Origin of the sequence: Dialister histaminiformans (assembly GCF_900103425.1) — a bacterium.
Classification (GTDB): Bacteria; Bacillota; Negativicutes; order Veillonellales; family Dialisteraceae; genus Allisonella; species Allisonella histaminiformans.
Genome location: NZ_FMXA01000006.1, coordinates 83,424 through 107,223 on the forward strand (window position 1 = coordinate 83,424; position 23,800 = coordinate 107,223).

Here is a 23,800-nt window from a genome sequence, read left to right on the forward strand (position 1 = left end):
GTGTATTATAGTTATAAATGTTGAGATAGAGACAAGAAATTCACATATGGCATAGGAAGAGAGTCCGTGGCTGGTGAAAACGGATTATGCGTTTTGAATTTTACCACTCTTGAACAGAATGTCTGAATCAAGTAGGATATTCCGGCCGGCGCCGTTATCGTCTCAGAGTGAATCGTAAGATTTAATTTGGGTGGAACCACGGAACTTAACTTTCGTCCCTTTCGGGATGAAAGTTTTTTTATTTACAGAAAGGATTTGAATAATATGGTATCTATTATTCTGAAAGATGGGAAAAAAGTAGATTTTGAAAAAGCTGTTCCTCTGTTTGAAGCCGCTAAGGCTATTTCCAACAGCCTTGGAAGAGACGCAGTAGTTGCCAAAGTAAACGGTGAATATGCTGATCTTCGTGACAATATTGAAGATGGCACACAGGTAGAATTTTTCACAAAGGATTCTCCGGAAGCACTCCATACTCTGAGACACACAGCGGCTCATGTTATGGCACAGGCTATTCAGCACCTGTTCCCAGGCACCAAGTTTGCCATTGGTCCGGCTATTGATACAGGTTTTTACTATGACCTGGAATCTGAACATAAGTTCACCAACGAAGATTTCCCGGCCATTGAAAAGGAAATGGCTAAGATTGTAAAGGAAAATCTGGCTATTCAGAAATCCAGCAAGAGTAGAGAAGAAGCTCTGGCTTACTTCAGGGAAAGAAATCAGGATTACAAGGTGGAATTAATTGAAGATCTTCCGGAAGATGCACAGATTACATTCTACACACAGGGGGATTTCACTGACCTCTGCAGAGGCCCTCATGTACGTTCCACAGGCAAGGTTAAGGCATTCAAGCTCATGTCTGTAGCCGGCGCTTACTGGAGAGGCGATGAAAACCGTCAGATGCTTCAGAGAATCTACGGCACAGCTTTCTATAAGAAGGAAGAACTTGAACACTTCCTCTATGTTCGCGAAGAAGCAGCTAAGAGAGACCACAGAAAACTGGGAAGAGAACTGGATCTGTTCAGCTTCCATGATGAAGGCCCGGGCTTCCCGTTCTTCCATCCGAAAGGAATGGTTATCCGCAATGCGCTGATTGATTTTGAACGTGAACTCTTCAAGAAGTATCACTATGAAGAAATCATGACCCCGGTTATTCTGTCCAAGAAACTGTGGCTCCAGTCCGGTCACTGGGATCACTATCGTGAAAACATGTATTTCACAAAGATTGATGGAGAAGATTATGCGGTTAAGCCGATGAACTGCCCTGGCGGAATTCTTTATTTCAAGACTCAGCAGAGAAGCTACAGAGACCTGCCAAAGCGTGTTGCAGAATTCGGCCTGGTACATCGTCATGAACTCCATGGTGCACTGCATGGACTTTTCCGCGTACGTAACTTTACTCAGGATGATGCGCACATTTTCATGACCCGTGAACAGATGAAGCCGGAAGTTATTGAAACCCTTCAGATGTTCAAGGACCTGTATGCACCATTCGGCATCAAGTACCATGTAGAATTGTCCACACGTCCGGAAAATTCCATGGGTTCTGACGAACTCTGGGAACTGGCTACAGATGCTCTTCGTGAAGCCATTGAACAGGCAGGAATCCCATACAAGGTGAATGAAGGGGACGGCGCATTCTATGGTCCGAAGCTGGACTTCCATATTCAGGACTCCCTCGGCCGTACATGGCAGTGCGGTACCATTCAGATGGATATGCAGCTGCCGGAACGTTTCGATGTAACCTATGTAGGTGAAGATGGTGAAAGACACAGAGCCGTAATGATTCACCGCGCAGGCTACGGCAGCCTTGAACGTTTCATCGGTATCCTGACAGAACACTTTGCTGGCAAGTTCCCGGTATGGATGGCTCCGGTTCAGGCAAAGGTTATTCCGGTATCCAACAACCAGATGGCTTATGCTAAGGAAATCGCTGACAAGCTGTCCGCAGCTGACATCCGCGTAGAACTGGATGAAAACAACGATACTCTGGGATACAAGATCCGTAAGGCACAGATGGAAAAGGTTCCTTACATGATCATCATTGGGGATAAGGAAGTCGGAGCAGGTAACATTTCCGTACGTACTCGCAAGGGAGCCGATGAAGGCAGTGTAAATCTGGAATCCTTCATTAACCGTGTTCATGATGAAGTTAAGAACAGAACGGTAGACTGATATGCTTCAGAGCAGTGATATCGGACGCGCCGCCCTGCGAATGGCGCTGACAGAAACAAGAACAGAAGAATATAATCTCCGGGACCGCCTGGAAAAGCAGGGGATACATGCAGTGGCAGTAAATTTTGGCGGGAAATTTCTGGATATTCTTCCCAAGATTTATGAATCGGCCATTGTAGCTGCTCAAAGACAGCATGTCATTACCGATACCCATGTAGGGGATGGCTCAGTACTTGGTGCCATGGAATCCTGCATAGAACAGCTGAAACTTAAACTGATAGGCATGAATGTAGGTGGAAAAATCGGGATAGCCCGGTGGAATGAACATTTATGTGTTGCTGTGTATGTAGGGGTAGGCGTTCTTCATTTTAATGAAGTGGCCGTAAGTGTGGCTCATCGCGTTATCCGTGACACAGAAGAAGTACATGCCTGAATACAGGAAAAACCGCTTGACAAGACGGCAAATAAAGGGTATTATATTCACGTATTTGATTGCAAGAAGAAGTCATCCGCTTCTCACCTTACAAGGCTAAGTGCTACTAAGGTCTACGTGTGAACTTGAAGCGGACGGTGTCTACCGTCCGCTTTTGCTTGCAATGATATAAGGGAAGTCCGGTGCTGAGAAGAGGCTCTGGTTCCTGTATTTTCGGAGGTGAAAGAAGATAGCTAAGGAACTTCGTATCAATGAACAGATTCGTGCTCGTGAAGTACGTGTTGTCAGCGATACAAACGAACAGTTAGGCGTTATGAATGTTCGCGATGCCATTCGCGAAGCAGAAGAACGCGGTTTGGACTTGGTGGAAGTAGCTCCTAATGGTAAGCCGCCAGTATGCCGTATCATGAACTATGGTAAGTATAGATATGAACAGCAGAAGCGCGAAAAGGAAGCCAAGAAAAAACAGAAGGTTTTCCAGGTTAAGGAAGTCAAGCTTCGTCCTAACATTGAAGATCATGATTTTTATGTTAAGCTCAAGCATGCACAGCGTTTCCTGGGAGATGGGAATAAGGTAAAGGTTACCATTATGTTCAGAGGTCGTGAAATGACACATCCGGAACTGGGACGTGTGGTTTTAGATCGAGTACTGAAGGAATTGGGCGATACCATTGTTCGTGAAAAGCCTCCGAAACTTGAAGGCCGTAATATGACCATGGTTATTGGCCCGAAAGCATAGGTAACCAGAGGAAAACGGATCTGTATCCGCACTTCTAAAACATTATTGAAGGAGAGTATTTAAATGCCGAAAATGAAGACACGCCGTTCTGCGGCAAAACGTTTTAGCGTTACCGGTAGCGGTAAGATTAAGAGAAATAAAGCATTCCGCAGCCACATTCTTGAAAAGAAGTCCCCGAAGAGAAAGAGAAACTTCAGAAAAGCTGCACTGGTATCCAAGGCAGATTTCAAGCGTGAAGCTAAGCTGCTTCCAAACGGTTAATTAAGGAGGACATGTAACAATGGCAAGAGTAAAAAGCGGATTGACAAATCACGCAAGACATAAAAAGATTCTGAAGCTCGCAAAGGGCTACAGAGGTGCTCGTCACGCACAGTTCCGTAAGGCAAATGAACTGGTTATGAAGGCTCTCTACTATGCTAGAAGAGACCGCAGACAGGTTAAGAGAGAATTCCGTAAGCTCTGGATCGTTCGTATCAACGCAGCAGCTCGTCTCAACGGACTTACCTACAGCCGTCTGATTGCCGGCCTGAACAAAGCTGGCGTTGCTGTAAACCGCAAGATGCTGAGCGAACTCGCTATCAGCGATCCGGCTGCATTCGCTAAGCTGGCTGAAATCGCTAAGAACGCGTAAGCAATAAAGAAAAGAGATTGTGAATATGCAGATATTCACAATCTTTTTTTATGCACTGACTGCGGAATGTCCGGTAGAACGATTTTCTGAAATATATTACAATGACAGAAGGAAAGGAATGAGACTGATGACTAAGGATATAAAAATGCTGGCTATCGATCTGGATGGGACACTCCTTCATGATGATATGTCCATTTCGCCGTTTACGGCGGATATACTGAAAAAAGCCTGGACTAAAGGCATTCGTATTGTTTTTGCCACCGGGCGCATGTTCTGTTCTGCCAGGGCCAAACTTCTGCCATTGCAGCTGGGAGACATCCCGGTGGTGTGTTATACAGGAGCATGGACTGCCCGGCTTGAATCGCAGCAGGTTATCTCTCAGGATGGTATATCTCCGGAACTGGCTGGTGAGATACTGGCTTTTGCCAGGGACAGGGAATGGAAGGTGCAGACCTTTATAAATGATTATGCCTATATGGCACAGCCGGATCCACTGGAACAGGAATACAGCCAGTACCGAATCCGGAAGACCATCTACACAGGGGAAGACTTCTATCATCCTGCGGAAACAGTTACCCGGATGATTATCGTGGAAAAGAATTTACAGAAGCGGGATAACATACGAAAATTCCTGGAAGATAGATTCCAGGATAGGATTTCCATAGTTTATCCGGAACGGATTTTCATTGATATACATAAAGCCGGTGTCAGCAAAGCCAATGCCATTGGTGTACTGGCAGCCCGGTGGGGAATCCGGCCGGAACAGATTGCAGCTTTTGGCAACACGGAAAACGATATTTCCATGCTCCGGTACGCGGGACATTCTTTTGCTGTGGCCAATGCGGAACCTGTGGCAAAGGAAGCCGCGGATAAAACTATCGGAAGCAATAATGAGGATGGTGTGGCACATGCCATTGCCACTATACTGAAGCTTTAATAAGGAACGAGATGCAATTTAAAAGGTGGTAAATTTTTATGATTTACCACCTTTTTATGTTGCTTCATATATTAAGTCAGCATGCAATCAGTCTACATGGAAACGATAGCCAGCGCCCCATACGGTTTCAATCCGTTCAAACGGGCGTCCAGTAGCAGCCTTCATCTTATCACGGAGACGGTTGATGTGAACGGTAACGGTCGCCGGTTCGCATACCGGATCCAGGCTCCAGATTTTTTCAAAAAGCTTTTCCTTGGAGAACACTTCATTCGGATGTTCTGCCAGGAAATAAAGCAGGTCAAATTCCTTACCGGTTAAAGCCACATTCTTACCGGATAAGATAACCTGACGGGCTTTCGGACGGATAATCAGATTACCGATGATCAGTTCATTGCCATCAGATGCTTTAGCAGTCTGCTTCCGGCTGAGACGGTTATACCGTTCCAGATGTGCATGTAGCCGGGCAATCAGTTCGGTTGGAGAAAATGGTTTGGCAATAAAGTCATCTGCACCCAGTCCCAGACCGCGGATGGTATCTACTTCATCATTCTTGGCGGTAACAAAAATAATCGGTACATCGGTCATTGCGCGCATTTTTCTGCAGAGAGAATAACCGTCTTCACCTGGAAGCATAATGTCAAGGAGAATGGCATTGATGTCTACTTTATCCATGGTGGCTAATGCGTCCTTACCGTTATTCACAAGGTAAACAGTATAATTGTTGGCTTCAAGAAAATCCCTTTCCAACTCGGCAATTAACTGGTCATCTTCAACTACAAGTACGTTTGTCATTTGATTATCTCCTTACTTTTTAAAATTGGTAAATAAATTTTAATTAATAATCCATTGTCATTCAGTGCCTGAATTCTGCCTTTATGTATAGATACGATTTCAGCTACTACAGCCAGGCCCAAACCGCTGCCGTTGCTGGTTTTGGTGCGCGCTTCGCTGGTTCGGTAAAATGGTTCAAAAATCTTTTCCAGCTTGCTTTCTTCTACACCAGGTCCATCATCGTGATAGGAGAGGATAGCTTCCTCTTCATCATCGGGGTTTCTGCAAAGGGAAATCACTACATTGGATTCCGGCAGTTTCCTGTACTTAATACTGTTGGTAAAGAAATTGGTAAGGATTCGCTGGAATTCGTCGGTATTGGCCATGACATAGATATTGCTCTTCAGCTTTGTCTTTACATGAACATGCTTGGTAAGCAGCGAATCTCCTTCAATATCCAGATAACTGCGTATCAGTGATTCCAGATTGACCTTGTAAAGAGGGAACGTAGCTTTTCTGGCAGAAAGTTTGTTATAAATAGACAGCTGATCTACTAGATGGAGCAGAACGTCGGCCTGTGTGGAAATCGCCTGTATATACCTTCGTTTCTTTTCCGGCGTATTGGCGATACCTGCGCTTAATGCTTCGGAATATCCAATGATTGAAGTGAGCGGTGTCCGCAGGTCATGAGCGATGCCTGCATAAAGGATCTGCTTTCGCTTTTCAACGTTTTCGTGCTGCTTAATGGAATTATTAAGGTTGTATTGCATAGATTGAAAAGCGCGGGTAATCGAATCAAGTCCCTGTGGAGCATCACTGTCGATTATATGATTTATCGATCCATTGTTGATGGCCCGTGCAGTAAAAATAATTTCATGTAACGGGGAAAGCAGCTGCTGATCCAGTTCCTCATACAGGGAAATAGAAATCATAGCCATAAGGAAAAAACAGGTTAATGTGGTTAGTACAACATAGGTGACAAAGTCATTCTCTATGGTGAAACGCCCATAATAATAAAGAATCAGAGCAATAACCATGCTGCCCAGCATGACAAGCACCGGAGTGAAGAGAAGAACAACATGCTTCAATACGAATTGATTCTTTACGATCCGGTCAAGATTCTGAGGAATAGTACTGGTAGAAGTTTTTTGATTTGCTGACGCATTTCCCGAAACCGATCTCAACAAAGAGTCTTCCATGAAAGCCTCCTGATTCAGATTAACAACAGGTTGAAATATACAATCATTATATCTTAATATCAAGCTCTATCGGGCAATGGTCACTTCCCATGATTTCCGGATGAATGGAAGCGCCGGTAATCCTATCCTTTAAGGATTCACTGGTTATAAAATAATCGATTCTCCATCCTACATTCCGCTCTCTTGATTTTGCGAAATAGCTCCACCAGGAATAGGCGTCTCTGGTATCCGGGTGCTGATAACGGAACGTATCAATAAATCCGGAGGAGAGGAGTGCGGTCATCTTGCCGCGTTCTTCGTCGGTAAAGCCTGCATTATGGTGGTTGGTTTTGGGATTGGCAATATCGATTTCCTCATGAGCTACATTGAGGTCGCCGCAATAAATCACAGGTTTTTTCTCATTAAGTGAGAGTAGATATTTTCTGATTTCATCTTCCCAGACCATGCGGTAGTCTAATCGAAGCAGCTCACGTTTGCTGTTTGGTGTATAACATACTACCAGGTAATGGGAATCAAATTCCGCAGTAATGATACGGCCTTCCTGATCGTGTTCCGGTATGCCGAGTCCATAGGTTACAGAAACCGGTTTTATCCGTGTAAATAATGCGGTTCCGCTGTATCCTTTTTTTACAGCGCTGTTCCAGTACTGATAATATCCTGGAAGTTCCAGGCTTATCTGTTCGGGCTGGAGTTTTGTCTCCTGAAGACAGAAACAGTCAGCACTCAGATTCTGGAATGCATCCATAAAGCCTTTCTTCATGCATGCTCGCAGACCATTCACATTCCAGGAAATATATTTAAGTTCTTTCAACATTAACTCCTTCTGTATACATTATTAACGAGATGATAACTATGTGAGCACACTTTTGGTAATTAAAGAAACAAAAATTACTCATATTTAAATTATACCGCCTTTTACAAAATATATATAGTAATAGCTTTATAATTTTTACATATTATATAATTATTAATTTCCGCATCGGGTTCTGACAGAGGATAAACATCCGATAGGGCATATGGTATTATAGATTAGAGTTTATCTGGTTCCAGATAATCCACAGAATGGATAGTTTAGCTGATAAGGGGAGTATACTCATGAAAAAAATCGTAGTAACTGTTATTGGTGCAGACCGGGTAGGCATTGTGGCTCAGGTGGCCAGAGATCTGGCAGATACAAATATCAACATCCTTGATATATCTCAGACCATTCAGGACGGCATTTTCAGCATGGTCCTGATCTGTGATATGGAAAAGGCTTCCGTTTCCTTAAAGGAATTCCAGGATAAGATGGCCCAGGAAGGTAAAAAGATGGGGGTAGATGCACGGGTACAGCTGGCAGACTTATTCTATGCCATGCATCGTATATGAACAGGAGGACTGACTCATGATTGATATTGAAGAAATTCTTTCTACGCAGCGCATGTTTGATCAGAACAAGCTGGATGTAAGAACCATTACCATGGGAATTTCCCTTCTGGGCTGTGTATCATCGGATATGAAGCGTCTCTGCGATAATATATATGACACCATTTGCACTAAAGCTGAACACCTGGTGGAAACAGGAAATGATATTGCCAGAGAATATGGGGTGCCTATTGTCAACAAACGTATTTCGGTTACCCCGATTGCGTTGATTACCGGTGGATTGTCTGAATCCAGTTTTGTTCCGGTGGCCAGAACCCTTCAGAAGGCAGCGGATACCACAGGCATTGATATTATGGGGGGATTTTCTGCGCTGGTAGACCGTGGAATGACTGAATCCGACAGAAAACTGATTGATTCCATTCCGGAGGCACTGGCAGAAACTCAGAGTATCTGCAGCTCCGTTGCGGTAGGGTCTACCAAGGGTGGAATCAATATGAACGCGGTACGCCTTATGGGACAGATTGTAAAGAAAACAGCAGAACTTACAAAGGACCATGAAGCGTATGGGTGCACCAAGCTGGTGGAATTCTGTAACGCGGTGGAGGATAACCCGTTTATGGCCGGTGCTTTCCATGGGATTACTCAGGGAGATACAGCCATTCATGTGGGAGTATCAGGACCAGGGGTAGTGAAAAGGGCACTGGAAGATGTAAAGGGAGCTCCTTTTGAAGTGGTGGCCGAAACCATCAAGAATACGGCGTTTATGATTACCCGCCTTGGCCAGCTGGTGGCTAAGACGGCAGCGGACCGGCTGGGAGCGCCTTTTGGAATTGTTGACTTATCACTGGCTCCTACGGCGGCTGTAGGCGACAGCGTGGGGCAGGTACTGGAAGAAATGGGTTTGGAAAGTGTAGGCGGACCAGGTACAACGGCGGCACTGGCACTGCTTAACGACGCGGTGAAGAAGGGCGGCCTTATGGCGTCTTCCAGCGTAGGCGGACTTTCCGGTGCATTTATTCCGGTCAGTGAAGATTTGGGAATGATTCAGGCGGTTCAGCGCGGCAGTCTGTGCCTTGAAAAACTGGAAGCTATGACCTGCGTATGTTCTGTAGGACTGGATATGATTGCCGTACCGGGAGATACGACAGCGGCTACTATTTCCGCTATCCTCGCCGATGAAGCGGCTATCGGAATGATTAACAATAAGACCACGGCTACCCGTCTTATTCCTGTACCTGGAGCCAAGCCGGGGGACATGGTTCATTTTGGCGGACTGATGGGATATGCTCCGGTAATGGATATCAGCCGGTTCAGCGCACAGGAATTTATCGACCGCGGAGGAAAGATTCCTGCACCAATCCGCTCACTCACGAACTGATATAAGATACAGGGAAGATAAGTCAGGGCTTATCTTGTATCCATACATATGATTGAAAATCTGTAACCTGGATTATTTGCCGGTTACAGATTTTTTTGTTCCATATCCGGCGATGGAAAGCACTGAATTTTGGGAGTGGATGAGGGAAACAGGGCTCCTTCCTTTCTGTTATACGACACCGCCTGCTCTGTCTGATAAGTATGGCCATTGTTTTCGTGTGCTAAATCATGTAAAATTGGGGAGTATTTGTAATGAAACAGTAAAATGTGTAAAGCATGATAAAAACTTTTCGAAAGGAGTCACACAACACATGTTTAGCTTTATCACTGACCGGGGATGGAAAGCGGTGTGGACAGCTGTTACCCTGGCATCCTTTGCCGTTATGTTTGCTCTGAATTTTCTGTTTGGCTCACCGGGTGGTCTGGTCTGGTGGTCTATGATAAAGATTTTTATTCTGGCATTACAGTTTGGCGGGATTACGGCCTATCTGTTCAGGAAAAATCTGAAGAAAGCACTGGTGAGTTTCTGGATTACCGTGTTGTGTCTGGGACTGTTGTCTCTGATTGCTCCGGTTCTTGCTCCTTTTGCCAAGGTGGTAATGAATACAGAGGATACATCCTTTGAAATGGCGACTCCGCTATTCCTTCTGTTTACTGGAGTTACCGCTTCCTGGCTTATTCCGGGACCGAAAGGGCGTATGGCCGTCCGTATATTGTGGGCTGTATTTGTTTTGCTGTACTGTCTGATTCAGTTTACCTATATCGGCTATTTTGGACTTACTCATGCACTGATTTCCGTCAATATGATGCTTGCCCTGGCACAGACGAATCTGCATGAAGCTCTGGAATACATCAGTGTTAATATTCCGCTGCTTAATCTTGTCCTGGCAGTAGCAGCGCTGTTTGCTCTTTCTTATGTTATTTTCCGTGTTTCCGGGTATTTCTTTGTTGGTCCCAGAGACGTATCTGGCCGCACGAAAAAAGGGGTTGTCCTTATTCTGATTTTTGAAGTGGCTGCCCTGATTTTCTGCTTTTCCCAAACCCGGATTGCACAGACAGTGGCACAGACACAGGACACTGTGAAAAGTTTTATTGAATATCAGCACATGGTGGAAGAGCGTCGGCATAATGTTATTAACAACAAGCATCTGTCCAACAAACTAAAACATGCACCAGATGGGGTATATGTACTTATTATCGGGGAAAGTGAGACTAGAGACCATATGGGTGTCTATGGCTATCCGAGAGATAATACTCCTTTTGAGACGGAAGCGGCTGAAAATAAGGACTATACTTTCTTTACTCATGCTTACTCCAGCTACACACAGACGGTACAGTCATTGACCTATGCCCTCACTCAGAAAAATCAGTATAACAAGATTCCTCTGGTAGACGCCTATTCCATTATCGATATGGCCAGAGCGGCCGGATTCCGTACCACATGGATTTCAAATCAGTCCCGCTTTGGCATCTGGGATACCCCTATTGGCGCCATCGGCTCGGCCTGTGATGATCAGCACTGGATGAATGATTATATTGGTACTGGCGTACAGACAAAGGATTATGACTCTATTCTGGTACCGCAGCTGCAGAAAGTGGATCCCAACAACCGCCGTCAGCTTATCGTTATTCATCTGATGGGAAGCCATGTAAGTTACTGGGACAGATACCCGCATGATGGATTCTATAAGTACCCGCTGGACCAGTCGAAGACCCGGTCTAAGGATCAGATTATGATTGATGAATATGATAACAGTGTCCTGTACACGGATCATGTCCTCAGTGAAATCATGAATGTGGCTATTAACCATCTTCATGCAGATGAAGTTATGTATTTCTCCGATCATGGGGAACTGGTAACTCAGAATCCGGGACACAATGCAGATCAGTTTGAATTCCAGATGGTTCATATCCCGTTCTGGATTTATACTTCTCCTGAATATCAGAAGAAACATCCGGCTGAATTCGCAGCGATGAAACGGCGTAAGAACTGGCTGTTCACCAATGATATGGCATATGATACTCTGATGGGAAGCATGGGCCTCACCTCAGTTAAGTATGACCCGACCTGTGATTTCTTTAGCAGAAAATATGATAAGGATATTACCAACATGATGACTATGTACGGAAATATCTGGCTCCGGAAGGATGTAAAGGCACTGGGGACGAATTATAAGAACCAGTAAGAGATTATAAAAAGCGGTAAGGCATCTGGCTGTCTTACCGCTTTTCTGCTGGTATATAGTGAGGGGACGTGAGCTTATGAGGAGGGAATTACCGGTTGTGCAGGGCAGAAATATAAAAGCATGAATATCCGGCTTGTGACTTGATTATGCGATTATTTTGGCATATCATGATACATGACTGTGTATGAACGGAAGAGTTTCATGCACGCAGAGTAGTATAATATATAATCAGAAAAAGAAGAATTTTAGGAGGGTGTTATGAGGCTTCGCAGAAAACCATGGATTGATGAGGCGATTAAGGAATACAGTGATTTTCTGTACCTGGAATTACCAGTGGAAAATAAAGGAAAGTGGAAAGAACAGTTTGCAGAACCGGAACATCCGCTCTGTGTAGAACTGGGAACAGGTAAAGGCCGCTTTATCAGTCAGATGGCCGCAGCACATCCTGAATGGAACTTCGTTGGGTTTGAACGCCAGATCGGGGTTATTTATTACGCGGGGAAAAAGGTAGCTGAACTGGATCCTCCAGTTAATAATGTAAGACTTGTTCTTGGCGATATCAGCCATATTGAAGAACTGTTCACCCCAGGGGAAGTAGATCGTTTCTTTATCAATTTCTGCGATCCATGGCCAAAAGCAAGACATGAAAAACGTAGACTTACGCATCGCAATTATTTAAAACGTTATGCCGCACTTCTTGCTCCGGAAGGAGAAATCTGCTTTAAGACGGATAATCGTGATTTATTCGACTTCTCCGTAGAAGAATTTAAAGCGATGGGCTGGGAACTTTCTGATGTTAATTATGATTTGCATGCCAACCCGATAGAAGGCGATGTGATGACGGAATATGAAGAGAAGTTCAGCAGGAAGGGGAACAAGATATGCCGTCTCATAGCCAGACGCCCCGTGAAGACAGAATTGAACAGCAGCGAACAGGACTGAGGATTCTTTACCTCATTGTATTCGGGCTGATTACCGTAGGGGTATTTAATGTGTATTCTTCTACGGTATACCGCAATATAGAAGGCGGACTGAATCCTTACAGTTATGTATTTAAACAGCTGGTCTTTCTGATTCCGGGCATGCTTTTATTTTATGTGGTTAAAAAAATAAAACCGGAAACCCTGGCAAGATACTCCGGGGCCATATCCCTGTTTGCCTGTGCCCTGCTCGTGCTGGTATTTGCGGCAGGGAAGACAGTCAACGGGGCAACCCGATGGATTGGGATAGGACCTGTGTCCATTCAGCCGTCTGAAGTGGCGAAAATACCAGCCATTATGTGGGCTGCATGGTATCTTTCCCGGTTGATTGACGGAGGGAAACGGATAACCGTTTTTGGTGAAATAAAAAATATCCTCAGAAGAGGGAACGGATTTACTCTGCGTTCACTGAAACGGATTGCCGCTTATTTTAAGCCCATGTGGATGCCGTTCTGTATGGCCTTCCTGGTCATCCTGCAGCCGGATATGGGGACGGCCGGAATGATTCTGATATTTCCTGCACTCATGTATGTTATTGCAGGGATGCCGGTTGTTGAAATTATTCTGGGACTTATCGGCGCTGTCAGTTTATTCCTTGTTCTTGCGTTGAGCTCCACTTATCGAAGGGCCCGTCTGGTCGTCCTGTGGGATCCTTTCTCCCGGGCCAGCGATCTGGGGTATCAGACAGTACAGAGCCTTATAGCGGTCGGGACCGGCGGCATATTCGGGCAGGGACCAGGGCAGGGATTTTCAAAATTCTTTTATCTGCCTGAATCTCATACAGACTTTGCGTTTGCCGTATGGTGTCAGGAATGCGGGCTTTTTGGTGCACTTCTGATTGTGGCCGCCTTTATGCTGTTTATTTACACAGGGCTCAGGCTGGCAGCCAGAGTCAACACCACGTACCGTATGCTTCTGGTGAGCGGGCTGACGCTGCTTATCGGAACACAGGCATGTATTAATATAGCCATGGTTATCGGATGCTTTCCGGTTACCGGTATTCCGCTTCCTTTTATAAGTTACGGTGGTACATCACTGGTCATCAATCTTACTGCGGTAGGCATGATTGCCGGAGCGGTGGAACACAGTATGAAGGAAGAAGAAATGCAGCAGCGCCGGGCTCTGGCAGAATATGGGCCATCTTCTGGCATGTGAAACTATTTCCGATAACATCCACAGAGAACCGATGATAACCGATTAAGCTATGGTTGATGGATAAATTCCGCCTGCATCAGCAGAGGCGGAATTTATTTTTATATATTACGATTACGATGATTGCACAGGGGAGATACCGGAAAATGAAAAAAATATATATCGGATATTCTGATTTTCCGGGGTTTCCGGTCCGGGAGATAGAATGGGCCGTCTCGCAGGCACGACGGGTCGGGGCAGACTGTGATCTGGTTTCGGAACCCTGGGATGGATTGAGAAAGGAAGAATGGTTCTGGAATAAAAAGCCTTTTCTTCTTTTCTTTACCCCGTCTACGGAAATGGCGGGCCTGATGGCACTGCAAATGAAAAAGTCGGGAGCTCAGGGAATGGCGATAGCCTGGAATGAGGATACGGAAAAACTGAGTGATGATGGGTTTGCCCTGGCATCCATATGTGAGGGAGCCCGTCTTCAGACGCTAATTCTAAAGCCCTGCCTCTTTTCTCTTGAACATATCCCCGGCTGGCATGGTGATGACAAAACGAAAGAAACGGACTCATGGCAGAAAATGAGTCATCGCAACGGAAACCGAATCAGGAAACTGTTCTTTACAGCGTGTATTCTGTTTGTCAAGGAGGGAAATATCTCCTTTCTTGAAGCGACCGACTGTGCCAGAAAACTGATGCATCATTCGTCCGGTCAGGCGCCGGATGCATAATTGCAGGGAGGGTTATCTCTTCCGTTGTGATATAATTTAAAAAGTATATATCCGTTTGTTAATGAAGGTGGCAGGCATGGTTAAGATAAAGATATGTGGATTACTGAAACCTCAGGATGCCATTTATTTGAATGAGGCGAAGCCTGACTATGCAGGGTTGGTTTTTGATCAGGGGCGCCATTTTCTTACGGATGAAAAGGCGGCTGCCATCCGTGAAGTCCTGGATGATGGGATACCGGCGGTGGGAATATTTGTTAATGAACCGCAGGATCATATTGTATCTCTGGTAAACCACGGGGTTATACAGATTATTCAGCTTCATGGGCAGGAATCGGAAGCCTATATTACTTCGTTACGGGAAAAGACAGGTTGTCCGGTTATCCGGGTAGTGTCTGTCCGCTCAACCGAGGATATCATCCAGGCCGAACGTACTTCGGCAGAATTTCTTCTTTTGGACAATGGACGGGGAGGCACAGGGAAGTCTTTTAACTGGAAGTACATTCCTGCATTAAAAAAGCCCTGGTTCCTGGCAGGAGGAATAGGGCTTGATAATCTGAAGGAGGCACTGGCCTTACATCCCTATGGAGTGGATATTTCTTCCGGTGCAGAGACTAATGGATATAAGGACAGAGAAAAAATCAGAAAACTTGTGGATAGTATCCGTCAGTATAATCGGGAAAACACATTATAAACCCAGCTGCCGAATCATAGTCAGGCTGAGTTTTAATGATTTTCTCAAAAGAAATAAACAGATGGCCTTTCTAGGATGAAGGACAATGTACCATCCATGCAGTTCCGGAAGATTGGCAAGAGTTATAATCTGCGACTGGATGGACGGTGTTTTTCCTTTTCTGGAAAGAAAATGTTTTATAATAAAAGGGAATATACAGGAGATAATAAGCAGTAACTTTCGCATGAGGCACCTCGTTTCTGATAATATATGCTGTTTTTTATCATTATAAAACCTGAAGCATGGTAAAACAATCGAAATTTGGAGGAAAAACCACCGATGGCGGAGGAGCGCCATGAGAGCCGGTGCGTCATGGAACAGAGATCTTACTGGATAAAGGAGGATTGCATATGGGAGGAAAGGATTTAGCGCTTTTACTTCCCGCATGTTTTATAGGCTTATATCTGCTACTGGAAGCTGTGGACTGGGGACTTTGTCTGGCAGCGCCTGTTATCGGACGCGATGAGAAGGAATGGGGATATATCATTAATCTGATGCGTCCGGCGGTAGATGGCAATGAACTGTGGTTTATCATAGCCTCTTTTATGCTCTCAGTGATGGTAAAGGCACCGGCAGGGACTCCGGCATCATATTCCAACTGGATGGCTTTTACAGGAACGCTGATTGTCGGGGGCGCATGCCTCAGAATGTTGGGCATCTGGTTTTTCCAACGGGTCAATAAAAGACTTACCGCGAATATGCTGTGCCTGTATTCTATGGCCAGTCTGTTTGTCATAGGGGCTACGGGACCGCTGGTCATTACGACCAACAGTTCTATTTTTATAGGGGCCGCCATCCTGTCAGGTATATGGTCAGTCATTGGATCTTTTCAGCTGGGGGCCTTATATGGGGCGGTAAAGGCCAGGGGAAGTCTGCAGGAGCGGTTCAGGAGAGCCTGTCTGTATTCTTATCTGCTGTCAGCGGTTATCTATATGATCTTTATATTTCTGCTGTGGAAACCGGTTAATACATACTGGCACACCGGAGCTTATCTCTGGCTGAGCTGGGCCGCGTCATGTATGCTTTTTATAGGATCGTTTGCGGCCACCCGGAAAAGACTGACCGGATGGGGGCTGGGGCTCGCTTACGCGGCGTTCATCTTTGCGCTCAGTGTATTTCTGTCCCTCTGCATTACGGTTATTCCGCTGCAGTTTGACATAGATATGGGCGCATTAAAATGTGCCCTGCATCAGTGGCCGGCTACGATTATACTGGTTGTGACAGTTATCTGGACATTTTCAGTTTTTATATATCGGTTAAGGCGTAAATCAGAATAAGGAAGGTAAGAAGACTATGGGCGAATTATTTAAGACAAATCACACCATTGATGAATGGCTGGATAAGGTGGGAGTGCAGATTGTCCTTGATGGAGAGCATATGACGGAAGAAGATAAGGAGGCAGCACGCAAAAACGGAGATCTGGTGAAGATAAAGAATCAGAGGGATAAAGAGAAAAAATAACCGACCAGGCCTGTTTCTAATCCAGTAGAATGAAATCTGTTCTACTGGTTATTTTTTATTTGCCTGCGGAAAAAAGCGGTAAGGGACAGCGACGGGCTATGCTACAATGTGATTACAATATGTTAGGAGGATTACTCTCTATGGATCCATTCGTTCATCTTCATACACATACGGAATACAGTCTGTTTGATGGTATAAGCCGCATACCGGATTTAGTGGCTCATGTAAAGGAAATGGGGCAGACCGCCATAGCGATTACCGACCATGGCTCAATGTATGGCGCTGTGTATCTGTACAATGAATGCAAAAAGCAGGGAATCAAACCCATTATTGGATGTGAAATATATATTACTCAGAACAGCCGTTTCCAGGTGCCGCCGGGAAGAGAAAAACTGTATCATCTGATTTTGCTGGCAGAAAATAATGAGGGATATCACAATCTGGTAAAAATCTGTTCCAGGGCATGGACGGAAGGATTTCATAATAAACCCAGGGCTGATCATGACCTGCTCCGGAAGTGTCATAAGGGGCTGATTGCGTTGTCTGCCTGCGTGGGTGGAGAGCTTCCACAGGCCATTCTGTCCGGCGATATGGATAAGGCCCACGAAGTTATAAAGTTTTATATTGATACATTTGGCAGGGATAATTATTTTATTGAACTGCAGAATCACAGACTGCCTGAAGAAGCCAGAGTAAGGCCTGTACTGGCAGACCTGGCAAAAGAATATGGACTTGGACTGGTGGCGACCAATGACTTTCATTATGTGAGAAAAGAGGATGCGGCCAGCCAGGAAATCAAGCTGTGTATTTCTACAGGGAAAACACTGGATGATCCGGAACATTTTCATTTCGCTAATGATGAATTTTACTGTAAGAGCGGGGAGGAAATGAGAAGTATTCTTGGCGGCTATGAAGGAGCCATTGAGAATACTGCCAGAATTGCGGAACGGTGCAATGTTACGTTCACCTTCGGAGAACATAAATTGCCGGCCTTTGATGTTCCTGAGGGGGAAACAGCGAAGACCTATCTGCGCAAACTGTGTGAAAAGGCTATTCCTGAACGATATGGCCAAAAGACACCTGAAGTAATGAACCGGTTAAATTACGAACTGGGAATCATAGATAGAATGGGTTTCTCTGATTATTTCCTTATCGTTATGGATTTCATTCATTTTGCCAAAACGCATGGCATACCCATTGGCCCGGGCAGAGGCAGTGCGGCAGGAAGTATTGTTTCCTATCTTCTTCACATCACGGAACTGGATCCCCTGGAATTTGATCTCCTGTTTGAACGATTCCTGAATCCGGAACGTGTGTCCATGCCGGATATTGATACCGATCTGTGTTACCGGGGACGCGGCCGGGTTATTGATTACCTGGCGCATAAATACGGGGAAGATTATGTAGCGCAGATTATTACCTTTTCTACTCTGGCAGCCCGCGCGGTTATCCGGGATGTTGGACGGGTTATGAATCTGCCGCTGCGGGATGTGGATAAAATTGCCAAGATGATTCCGCAGGGACCCGGAGTTACTCTGGAAAAGACACTGGAATCATCCCATGAGTTTAAATCGGCATATGAAACCAATCCCACGGTGCATACGCTGATTGATCACTGCCTGAAGCTGGAAGGTCTTTCCCGCCAGGCAGGAACGCATGCGGCCGGCGTAGTGATCTGCTCAGCTCCTGTTGATGATTTCGTTCCGATTCAGCTGACCCAGGAAAATTTCATACAGACACAGTATGAAAAAGATCAGGTGGAAAAACTGGGACTGCTGAAGATGGACCTCCTGGGGTTGCGAAATCTCACTGTCATTCAGGATACGGTGGACATGATTAAGGAAAACAGGAATATAGATCTGGATGTACGTAAGATTCCGTATAAGGATAAAGCAACCAGTGAAATGCTCTGCCAGGGGGATACCATTGGCGTATTCCAGTCAGAATCGTCCGGATACACCAACCTGCTGATGCAGCTGGCACCAGATGCCTTTCAAGATCTGATTCCTATGGTGGCACTGTATCGCCCGGGACCGCTTGGCAGCGGCATGGCTGAAGATTTTATAAAAAGAAAACATGGGAAGATTCCTGTAGAATATCCTCATCCTATGCTGGAGCCTGTACTGAAGGAAACCTATGGGGTTATCCTTTATCAGGAACAGGTTATGAGAATCGCGTCTGTTATGGGCGGGTTCAGTCTTGGACAGGCGGACCTTCTTCGCCGTGCCATGGGGCATAAAGAGTCGGATGTGCTGCTGGCACAGCGGCAGGCATTCCTGGAAGGCGCGGAAAAACAGGGAGTAAGCAGCGAAGTGGCCAACCATGTGTTTGACCTGATGGTTCATTTTGCAGGATATGGATTTAATAAGTCTCATTCTGTATGTTACGCATGGATAGCCTGGCAGACCGCCTATCTGAAAGCCCATTTCCGTCCGGAATTTATGGCGGCGATGATGACGTGCTATAACGGAGACCGGGGCAAGGTGAGCCGCTATATCGCTAACAGCAGAAAACATGGGGTTAAGCTGGTGGCGCCCAATGTTAATCGAAGCCGGGCAAGTTTTGCCGCCAGTGGAAATACCATACTATTTGGACTTTCCGGTATTCAGCATCTGGGGGATGCTGCGGTAGAGTCGATTATCGAAGCGAGAGAAAAAGATGGGCCGTTCACCTCACTGTCCGATTTTCTTGAACGTGTGGATGGGCGTACAGTCAATGCCAGAGCCTGTGAAAGTTTGATTAAATGCGGTGCGCTGGATGACCTGGGAGCCAACCGGCCACAGATGCTGGAGGCACTTCCTCAGGCTATGAGCAATGCGGCTATGGTAAGGGAAGATCGACAGTCAGGGCAGATCAGCCTCTTTGGTCAGAGCGAACCAGTGCATGAAGTGGCTTATAAACCGCTGCCGGATGCTTCAGCCAGAGAGAAAATCGACTGGGAGCGACAGCTGCTGGGATTCTACGTATCCGGGCATCCGCTGGATCGATTCAAAAATGAAATGAAGCAGTGCGTACCTCTGTCTGAACTGGAGGGGGAAGGACGGGTTACACTGGATGGAAAACTAATTACGGTAGGCGGAATCATCAACCATGTTAAAGGAATGGTGACAAAGAAAGGCGCGCCTATGGGCTATATCACACTGGAAGACTTTACCGGGGAAATCGAAGTGGTTGTTTTTCCGTCAGCTTGGGAAAAGTACAGGGAATTGCTGAGAAATGATGCGGCCATACTCCTTTCCGGACGTGTGCAGGCTAATGAACGAACAGTGCATATTCTGGCAGAACGGATTGCGCTGCTTGACGATGTGAAACAAAGGAAGGAAGATCAGATAGCCCAGAGGGGGCATATCCGGGCATTGCATCTGTACCTGGATGAATGGCACGAATCCGCTGAGGTAAGCCGTCAGCTGGCAGTTATTCTTAAACGTCATCATGGACAGATTCCGGTTTTCCTCCATATGGAGAGAACACGTAAAAAGATAACCATGAATGAGCAGTTTGCCAATGATGGATCCGTTGCGTCAGAAAATGCGCTTAAACTTCTGCTTGGCAATGGGGCTGTGGAATATGATAAGGAAAATGACTGAAGTTTTTCCCTGTATGTGAAATTGCACATACACATGGTGTGTAGTAAAATAATATGGATATTAACAGGACGAAGGGGTATCCTCCGTCTTGTTAGTTTTACAGTGTGTAAGGAGTAGTCGCATTGTTAGTAAAAAGAGCAGGATACAAAAGGAAATGGCTGCTTGGCATGGCAGGGACATTCATGACCCTGTCGCTGCTGTGTGCCGGATGTGGTTTTCAGGGCCTGACGGGCACTGAAAAGGATACTGTCAGTTCACAGCAGGAGGAGTCAGGACTTCCTCCGGGAGAGGCTCAGGTTGTCAGGGATGACAGCGTGAAGTATTCCGTGCCGGAAGGGGTTTCCGTCCTTATGTATCACAAGGTAGGCGATGAAAAGCATAATGGGGCGGTAATATCTGCCAGGAACTTTGAAAGGCAGATGAAATATCTCAAAGATCATCAGTATCATCCCATAACCATGCAGGAACTGCATGACTTTGTAACCGAAGGGAAAGCGCTTCCTTCGAAACCGGTATGTATAACCTTTGATGATGGATATGAAGATAGTTATACTGTGGTATACCCGATTATGAAGAAGTATAGATTTCCATGGACACTGTTTCTGATAACCGGCATGGTAGATCAGCCAGGGCGAATGACCTGGGGACAGCTTAAGGAAATGGCGGACAGTCATACGGTGACAATAGCGAATCACACCGTATCCCATCCTCATCTCAGTCAGCTGAAGAGCCGGGGAGAGAAAGAAAAAGAAATTCTGAATGCAGAAAATACACTGGTAGAAAAGCTGGGAGTCCGGTCTCCCTGGATAGCTTATCCATATGGGGACTATGATAAGGAAGTTTTACAGATCTGTAAAAAGGCTGGGTTTGAACTGGGCATGTCTATGAGTGATGGGAGAGCGCATAATGGCAGTGATCCTTTCACCATCCGGAGGATCTGGATAGGAAATCCGGTAGATGATAAGCATTTTGAAGACCGGCTTATACACGACAATTTTGTAAAGCTTTAAATCCATTCACAAACCAGACAGGGAGAAAGCATGAAAAGGTTTTTAAAAAGTACTTTTGTGAAATTTATACTGCTTACTATGATATTTTTTGTAGTAACCTCTCCGTTTGTTGTGTTGTTCGGACCATTCGACAACACAAAGAGGGCAGTAGTTGGTGCGATTATGCGGTCTCGTCATCCGCAGTACATTACATGGTTGTTTAATCAGAACGAATTGAACAGTATCTTAGGGGTAGTCAATAATACGGAACAGCAAAAACTTTTTGATTTTACTATCCGTAAGGATTCCTCCCTTAAGATTCAGAAAATCGAATCCAACCGTTTTGTCGGGTATCTTCTGGAAATTCCGGATCCCAGCCGCATCCAGGTGGCTACCGCTCCGGATATTCAGGAACGTGGGGATACGACCAGTAATATCGCTAAAGCCAATGACGCGGTGGCAGCCATCAATGGCGGCGGCTTCTACGACCCGCAGGGAACCGGTACAGGACGTCTTCCTTACGGCTTTATCCTTCATAACGGTAAATATCTGCTCGGAGAAAATGTGGGACCGAATGAAAAGGTGGATTTTATCGGCTTTACGGATAAGGGACAGCTGATTGCAGGAAAATACTCCAAAAAGAAACTGGCTGAACTGGGAGCTAAGGAAGGGCTTACCTTTGGACCTCCGCTCATTATCAACGGGGAAAAGGTGATCAAGCATGGCGACGGCGGCTGGGGAATCAGTCCCCGTTCCGCTATCGGTCAGAGAAAAGATGGTACAGTGCTTTTCCTCGTTGTCGATGGACGACAGCCTGGTTACAGTATCGGAGCCACACTGGCGGATATGCAGAATATTATGTATAAGCAGGGCGCATATATTGCAGCAAATCTGGACGGAGGATCCAGTACCACTCTGTATTATAACGGTAAGGTAGTTAATAAGCCGGCAGACCTGCTGGGCGAACGTATGATTCCTACCTCATTTATCGTTAAGTAAGGAGGGCACAATTGAAAAAAGGATTACGTACGGTAGTAGGGTACTTTGTTCTTGGAATTGCCCTTCAGGCGGGAATTTATTACTATCTGGAAAATGATCTGTTCGCCCCATCAGCGGATTATGATATTGTTTCCAATACAGGATCCTCCTCTTCATCGGGAACGCAGGGAAATGAAAGCGCATTTGCCGATGTCCAGGTTAAAGGCCGGGCATATTATTCCCATGATTATCAGTATATGGCCGATGTTTCTGCGGATTCTGTGACCATCTATCATGCAGGGAATCTGGATAATCCACAGGAAGTAGAACTTAAGGGACAGGGAGTATCTTTCTTTGAATGGCTCCCAGACAGAGATCTCGGCCTGATTGCTCTGTATCCGAAAGACTGGCATGGCGGTCGCTGGAATATTACGCTGGCTCGTTATAATCCGGAAGCGACCACGCATGAATCCGATGCTCCGATTAAAGACCTGCCCAAGGGCAGTAAGATTGTGGATGTGGCATTCTCCACAGCAACGAATGAAGTTTATCTGAAGGTGGAAGTCGGTGACGGACTGTATCGTATTTACAGAACGGATGCCAATTACGCGACACGGAGAATATTTACTCCGGCGACCTCCATTGGTAAGATTGCCGTATTCTTTGATGAGGATAAATTCTTCTATGATGATGCGGATAAAGGGATTATTTATCTCTTTAACAGTAAGAACAGCAGCTGGAGAATCATTTCACCACCTGGCCGCTATCGTCTCGTCGGTATTGGCCCGGATAAGGTTATTTATGCGGCCCGTGTCAACAATGATGGTGAAGCGGTTGGATATTATACCGGCAAACTGGGCGTAGGTTTCGAACAGGTTAAGCAACTGGACACACCGGTTAATTTCAATACCGTAACCATGCATCTTATTGAAGAGGCAGCAAAAAAACATGCGGCCGATAAGGCGGCAGGTAAGGATGATGGAACCAATCAGAAGGAGATTTCCTCTGAACAGGAATAAGGTATTTTGTGTTTCCTGAGAGAAAATAAAAATATTTGACGGCAGAAAGAAAAAGCACAGCCTGGCTGTGCTTTTTGGGTTATAGGACATTTTGTGTGTTTTTTAATGCCAATGGAGCTAGTGTTTATCGAGCTTCATTGGCATTTATTTTTTCTGAGATGATTTTTGAGGGTGGACAAAAAGTGTTGTAAAAAAGTCTCAAATCCCTTGCAAATACTGGTGAAATGGGCTTTTATTTTTCTGTTGAAACTTTATGTTTGTTTGGAGGGAGTTTATGAGAAAAATAAGATGCCCTTACTGTGGCTTTTCTTGCCGTAGGCATGGAAAAACCAGTGCCGGAACTCAGCGTTGGTATTGCAGTAATTGTAAGATTGC

At 45.5% G+C, this 23,800-nt stretch carries 23 protein-coding genes and 1 other annotated feature; of the genes, 20 read left to right on the forward strand and 3 right to left on the reverse strand.

Annotated features, from left to right (window positions below; genetic code table 11):
- Positions 1 to 13: 13 nt before the first annotated feature.
- Positions 14 to 223: a binding site (T-box leader), on the forward strand.
- A 41-nt stretch (positions 224 to 264) separates the two neighbouring features.
- The 6 genes from thrS (at position 265) to BLQ79_RS02945 (ending at position 4,915) form a co-directional block, all read left to right on the forward strand.
- Positions 265 to 2,175, forward strand: coding sequence for a threonine--tRNA ligase (gene thrS, locus BLQ79_RS02920; RefSeq protein ID WP_091363725.1), 1,911 nt, complete (start codon positions 265 to 267; stop codon positions 2,173 to 2,175).
- A gap of 1 nt (position 2,176) precedes the next feature.
- The gene (locus BLQ79_RS02925) at positions 2,177 to 2,608 is read left to right on the forward strand and encodes a HutP family protein (protein WP_091363683.1); all 432 of its coding nucleotides are present in this window, start codon (positions 2,177 to 2,179) and stop codon (positions 2,606 to 2,608) included.
- Between the two features lie 229 nt (positions 2,609 to 2,837).
- A complete protein-coding gene (infC, locus tag BLQ79_RS02930) occupies positions 2,838 to 3,347 on the forward strand; it encodes a translation initiation factor IF-3 (protein WP_091363685.1) in 510 nt (169 codons plus the stop codon).
- Positions 3,348 to 3,410: 63 nt separating this feature from the next.
- Complete coding sequence (gene rpmI / locus BLQ79_RS02935) at positions 3,411 to 3,608, forward strand: 50S ribosomal protein L35 (protein WP_091363687.1); 198 nt, start codon at positions 3,411 to 3,413, stop codon at positions 3,606 to 3,608.
- A gap of 19 nt (positions 3,609 to 3,627) precedes the next feature.
- Positions 3,628 to 3,978 carry a 50S ribosomal protein L20 gene (gene rplT, locus BLQ79_RS02940; RefSeq protein WP_091363689.1) on the forward strand — a complete coding sequence of 117 codons (351 nt, stop codon included), beginning with the start codon at positions 3,628 to 3,630 and terminating at the stop codon, positions 3,976 to 3,978.
- Positions 3,979 to 4,003: 25 nt separating this feature from the next.
- A complete protein-coding gene (locus BLQ79_RS02945; RefSeq protein WP_091363690.1) occupies positions 4,004 to 4,915 on the forward strand; it encodes an HAD family hydrolase in 912 nt (303 codons plus the stop codon).
- Between the two features lie 87 nt (positions 4,916 to 5,002).
- On the opposite strand, the gene BLQ79_RS02950 is transcribed toward BLQ79_RS02945, so the two are convergent.
- Genes BLQ79_RS02950 through BLQ79_RS02960 form a run of 3 tightly spaced genes read right to left on the reverse strand, consistent with a single transcriptional unit; the run spans position 5,003 to position 7,699 of the window.
- On the reverse strand, positions 5,003 to 5,707 hold the full coding sequence (locus BLQ79_RS02950; RefSeq protein ID WP_091363691.1) for a response regulator transcription factor: 705 nt from the start codon (positions 5,705 to 5,707) through the stop codon (positions 5,003 to 5,005).
- Positions 5,704 to 6,885 (reverse strand): sensor histidine kinase, encoded by a 1,182-nt coding sequence (locus BLQ79_RS02955; protein ID WP_091363693.1) that lies wholly within the window; start codon positions 6,883 to 6,885, stop codon positions 5,704 to 5,706. The genes BLQ79_RS02950 and BLQ79_RS02955 overlap by 4 nt, the downstream gene beginning before the upstream one ends.
- A 46-nt stretch (positions 6,886 to 6,931) precedes the next feature.
- Positions 6,932 to 7,699 carry an exodeoxyribonuclease III gene (locus BLQ79_RS02960; protein WP_200779814.1) on the reverse strand — a complete coding sequence of 256 codons (768 nt, stop codon included), beginning with the start codon at positions 7,697 to 7,699 and terminating at the stop codon, positions 6,932 to 6,934.
- 281 nt (positions 7,700 to 7,980) lie between these two features.
- On the opposite strand from BLQ79_RS02960, the gene BLQ79_RS02965 reads away from it, so the two are divergent.
- From BLQ79_RS02965 to BLQ79_RS08515, 14 genes are all read left to right on the forward strand, one after another.
- Positions 7,981 to 8,253, forward strand: a complete 273-nt coding sequence (locus BLQ79_RS02965; protein ID WP_091363695.1) for an ACT domain-containing protein — start codon at positions 7,981 to 7,983, stop codon at positions 8,251 to 8,253.
- A gap of 16 nt (positions 8,254 to 8,269) precedes the next feature.
- Positions 8,270 to 9,628: a PFL family protein gene (locus BLQ79_RS02970; RefSeq protein ID WP_091363697.1), complete on the forward strand. Its 1,359-nt coding sequence runs from the start codon at positions 8,270 to 8,272 to the stop codon at positions 9,626 to 9,628.
- Between the two features lie 310 nt (positions 9,629 to 9,938).
- Entirely contained in the window at positions 9,939 to 11,813 is a 1,875-nt protein-coding gene (locus BLQ79_RS02975) for a phosphoethanolamine transferase (protein WP_159427823.1), read from the forward strand.
- Between the two features lie 258 nt (positions 11,814 to 12,071).
- Entirely contained in the window at positions 12,072 to 12,755 is a 684-nt protein-coding gene (gene trmB, locus BLQ79_RS02980; protein WP_091363700.1) for a tRNA (guanosine(46)-N7)-methyltransferase TrmB, read from the forward strand.
- On the forward strand, positions 12,695 to 13,948 hold the full coding sequence (locus BLQ79_RS02985) for an FtsW/RodA/SpoVE family cell cycle protein (protein ID WP_091363702.1): 1,254 nt from the start codon (positions 12,695 to 12,697) through the stop codon (positions 13,946 to 13,948). Before trmB ends, BLQ79_RS02985 begins: the two co-directional genes overlap by 61 nt.
- A 143-nt stretch (positions 13,949 to 14,091) precedes the next feature.
- A complete protein-coding gene (locus BLQ79_RS02990) occupies positions 14,092 to 14,661 on the forward strand; it encodes a hypothetical protein (protein ID WP_091363704.1) in 570 nt (189 codons plus the stop codon).
- A gap of 76 nt (positions 14,662 to 14,737) precedes the next feature.
- On the forward strand, positions 14,738 to 15,352 hold the full coding sequence (locus BLQ79_RS02995) for a phosphoribosylanthranilate isomerase (protein ID WP_091363705.1): 615 nt from the start codon (positions 14,738 to 14,740) through the stop codon (positions 15,350 to 15,352).
- 389 nt (positions 15,353 to 15,741) lie between these two features.
- On the forward strand, positions 15,742 to 16,668 hold the full coding sequence (locus BLQ79_RS03005) for a cytochrome d ubiquinol oxidase subunit II (RefSeq protein ID WP_091363709.1): 927 nt from the start codon (positions 15,742 to 15,744) through the stop codon (positions 16,666 to 16,668).
- A 16-nt stretch (positions 16,669 to 16,684) separates the two neighbouring features.
- On the forward strand, positions 16,685 to 16,852 hold the full coding sequence (locus BLQ79_RS03010) for a tryptophanyl-tRNA synthetase (RefSeq protein WP_091363710.1): 168 nt from the start codon (positions 16,685 to 16,687) through the stop codon (positions 16,850 to 16,852).
- A gap of 140 nt (positions 16,853 to 16,992) precedes the next feature.
- Positions 16,993 to 20,439, forward strand: a complete 3,447-nt coding sequence (locus tag BLQ79_RS03015) for a DNA polymerase III subunit alpha (RefSeq protein WP_091363712.1) — start codon at positions 16,993 to 16,995, stop codon at positions 20,437 to 20,439.
- Between the two features lie 122 nt (positions 20,440 to 20,561).
- Positions 20,562 to 21,449, forward strand: coding sequence for a polysaccharide deacetylase family protein (locus BLQ79_RS03020; RefSeq protein WP_234944902.1), 888 nt, complete (start codon positions 20,562 to 20,564; stop codon positions 21,447 to 21,449).
- Positions 21,450 to 21,479: 30 nt separating this feature from the next.
- On the forward strand, positions 21,480 to 22,427 hold the full coding sequence (locus BLQ79_RS03025) for a phosphodiester glycosidase family protein (RefSeq protein WP_091363713.1): 948 nt from the start codon (positions 21,480 to 21,482) through the stop codon (positions 22,425 to 22,427).
- Between the two features lie 11 nt (positions 22,428 to 22,438).
- Entirely contained in the window at positions 22,439 to 23,425 is a 987-nt protein-coding gene (locus BLQ79_RS03030; protein ID WP_091363715.1) for a hypothetical protein, read from the forward strand.
- Positions 23,426 to 23,699: 274 nt separating this feature from the next.
- On the forward strand, positions 23,700 to 23,800 hold a 101-nt coding region (locus tag BLQ79_RS08515; protein ID WP_456151359.1), incomplete at its 3' end, for a transposase-like zinc-binding domain-containing protein.

Excerpts from the sequence above, each read along its gene's own strand:
- thrS (WP_091363725.1), top strand. The coding sequence starts at position 265 with ATGGTATCTATTATTCTGAAAGATGGGAAAAAAGTAGATTTTGAAAAA.
- BLQ79_RS02925 (WP_091363683.1), top strand. The coding sequence starts at position 2,177 with ATGCTTCAGAGCAGTGATATCGGACGCGCCGCCCTGCGAATGGCGCTG.
- rpmI (WP_091363687.1), top strand. The coding sequence starts at position 3,411 with ATGCCGAAAATGAAGACACGCCGTTCTGCGGCAAAACGTTTTAGCGTT.
- rplT (WP_091363689.1), top strand. The coding sequence starts at position 3,628 with ATGGCAAGAGTAAAAAGCGGATTGACAAATCACGCAAGACATAAAAAG.
- BLQ79_RS02945 (WP_091363690.1), top strand. The coding sequence starts at position 4,004 with ATGCAGATATTCACAATCTTTTTTTATGCACTGACTGCGGAATGTCCG.
- BLQ79_RS02950 (WP_091363691.1), bottom strand. The coding sequence starts at position 5,707 with ATGACAAACGTACTTGTAGTTGAAGATGACCAGTTAATTGCCGAGTTG.
- BLQ79_RS02955 (WP_091363693.1), bottom strand. The coding sequence starts at position 6,885 with ATGGAAGACTCTTTGTTGAGATCGGTTTCGGGAAATGCGTCAGCAAAT.
- BLQ79_RS02960 (WP_200779814.1), bottom strand. The coding sequence starts at position 7,699 with ATGTTGAAAGAACTTAAATATATTTCCTGGAATGTGAATGGTCTGCGA.
- BLQ79_RS02965 (WP_091363695.1), top strand. The coding sequence starts at position 7,981 with ATGAAAAAAATCGTAGTAACTGTTATTGGTGCAGACCGGGTAGGCATT.
- BLQ79_RS02970 (WP_091363697.1), top strand. The coding sequence starts at position 8,270 with ATGATTGATATTGAAGAAATTCTTTCTACGCAGCGCATGTTTGATCAG.
- BLQ79_RS02975 (WP_159427823.1), top strand. The coding sequence starts at position 9,939 with ATGTTTAGCTTTATCACTGACCGGGGATGGAAAGCGGTGTGGACAGCT.
- trmB (WP_091363700.1), top strand. The coding sequence starts at position 12,072 with ATGAGGCTTCGCAGAAAACCATGGATTGATGAGGCGATTAAGGAATAC.
- BLQ79_RS02985 (WP_091363702.1), top strand. The coding sequence starts at position 12,695 with ATGCCGTCTCATAGCCAGACGCCCCGTGAAGACAGAATTGAACAGCAG.
- BLQ79_RS02990 (WP_091363704.1), top strand. The coding sequence starts at position 14,092 with ATGAAAAAAATATATATCGGATATTCTGATTTTCCGGGGTTTCCGGTC.
- BLQ79_RS02995 (WP_091363705.1), top strand. The coding sequence starts at position 14,738 with ATGGTTAAGATAAAGATATGTGGATTACTGAAACCTCAGGATGCCATT.
- BLQ79_RS03005 (WP_091363709.1), top strand. The coding sequence starts at position 15,742 with ATGGGAGGAAAGGATTTAGCGCTTTTACTTCCCGCATGTTTTATAGGC.
- BLQ79_RS03010 (WP_091363710.1), top strand. The coding sequence starts at position 16,685 with ATGGGCGAATTATTTAAGACAAATCACACCATTGATGAATGGCTGGAT.
- BLQ79_RS03015 (WP_091363712.1), top strand. The coding sequence starts at position 16,993 with ATGGATCCATTCGTTCATCTTCATACACATACGGAATACAGTCTGTTT.
- BLQ79_RS03025 (WP_091363713.1), top strand. The coding sequence starts at position 21,480 with ATGAAAAGGTTTTTAAAAAGTACTTTTGTGAAATTTATACTGCTTACT.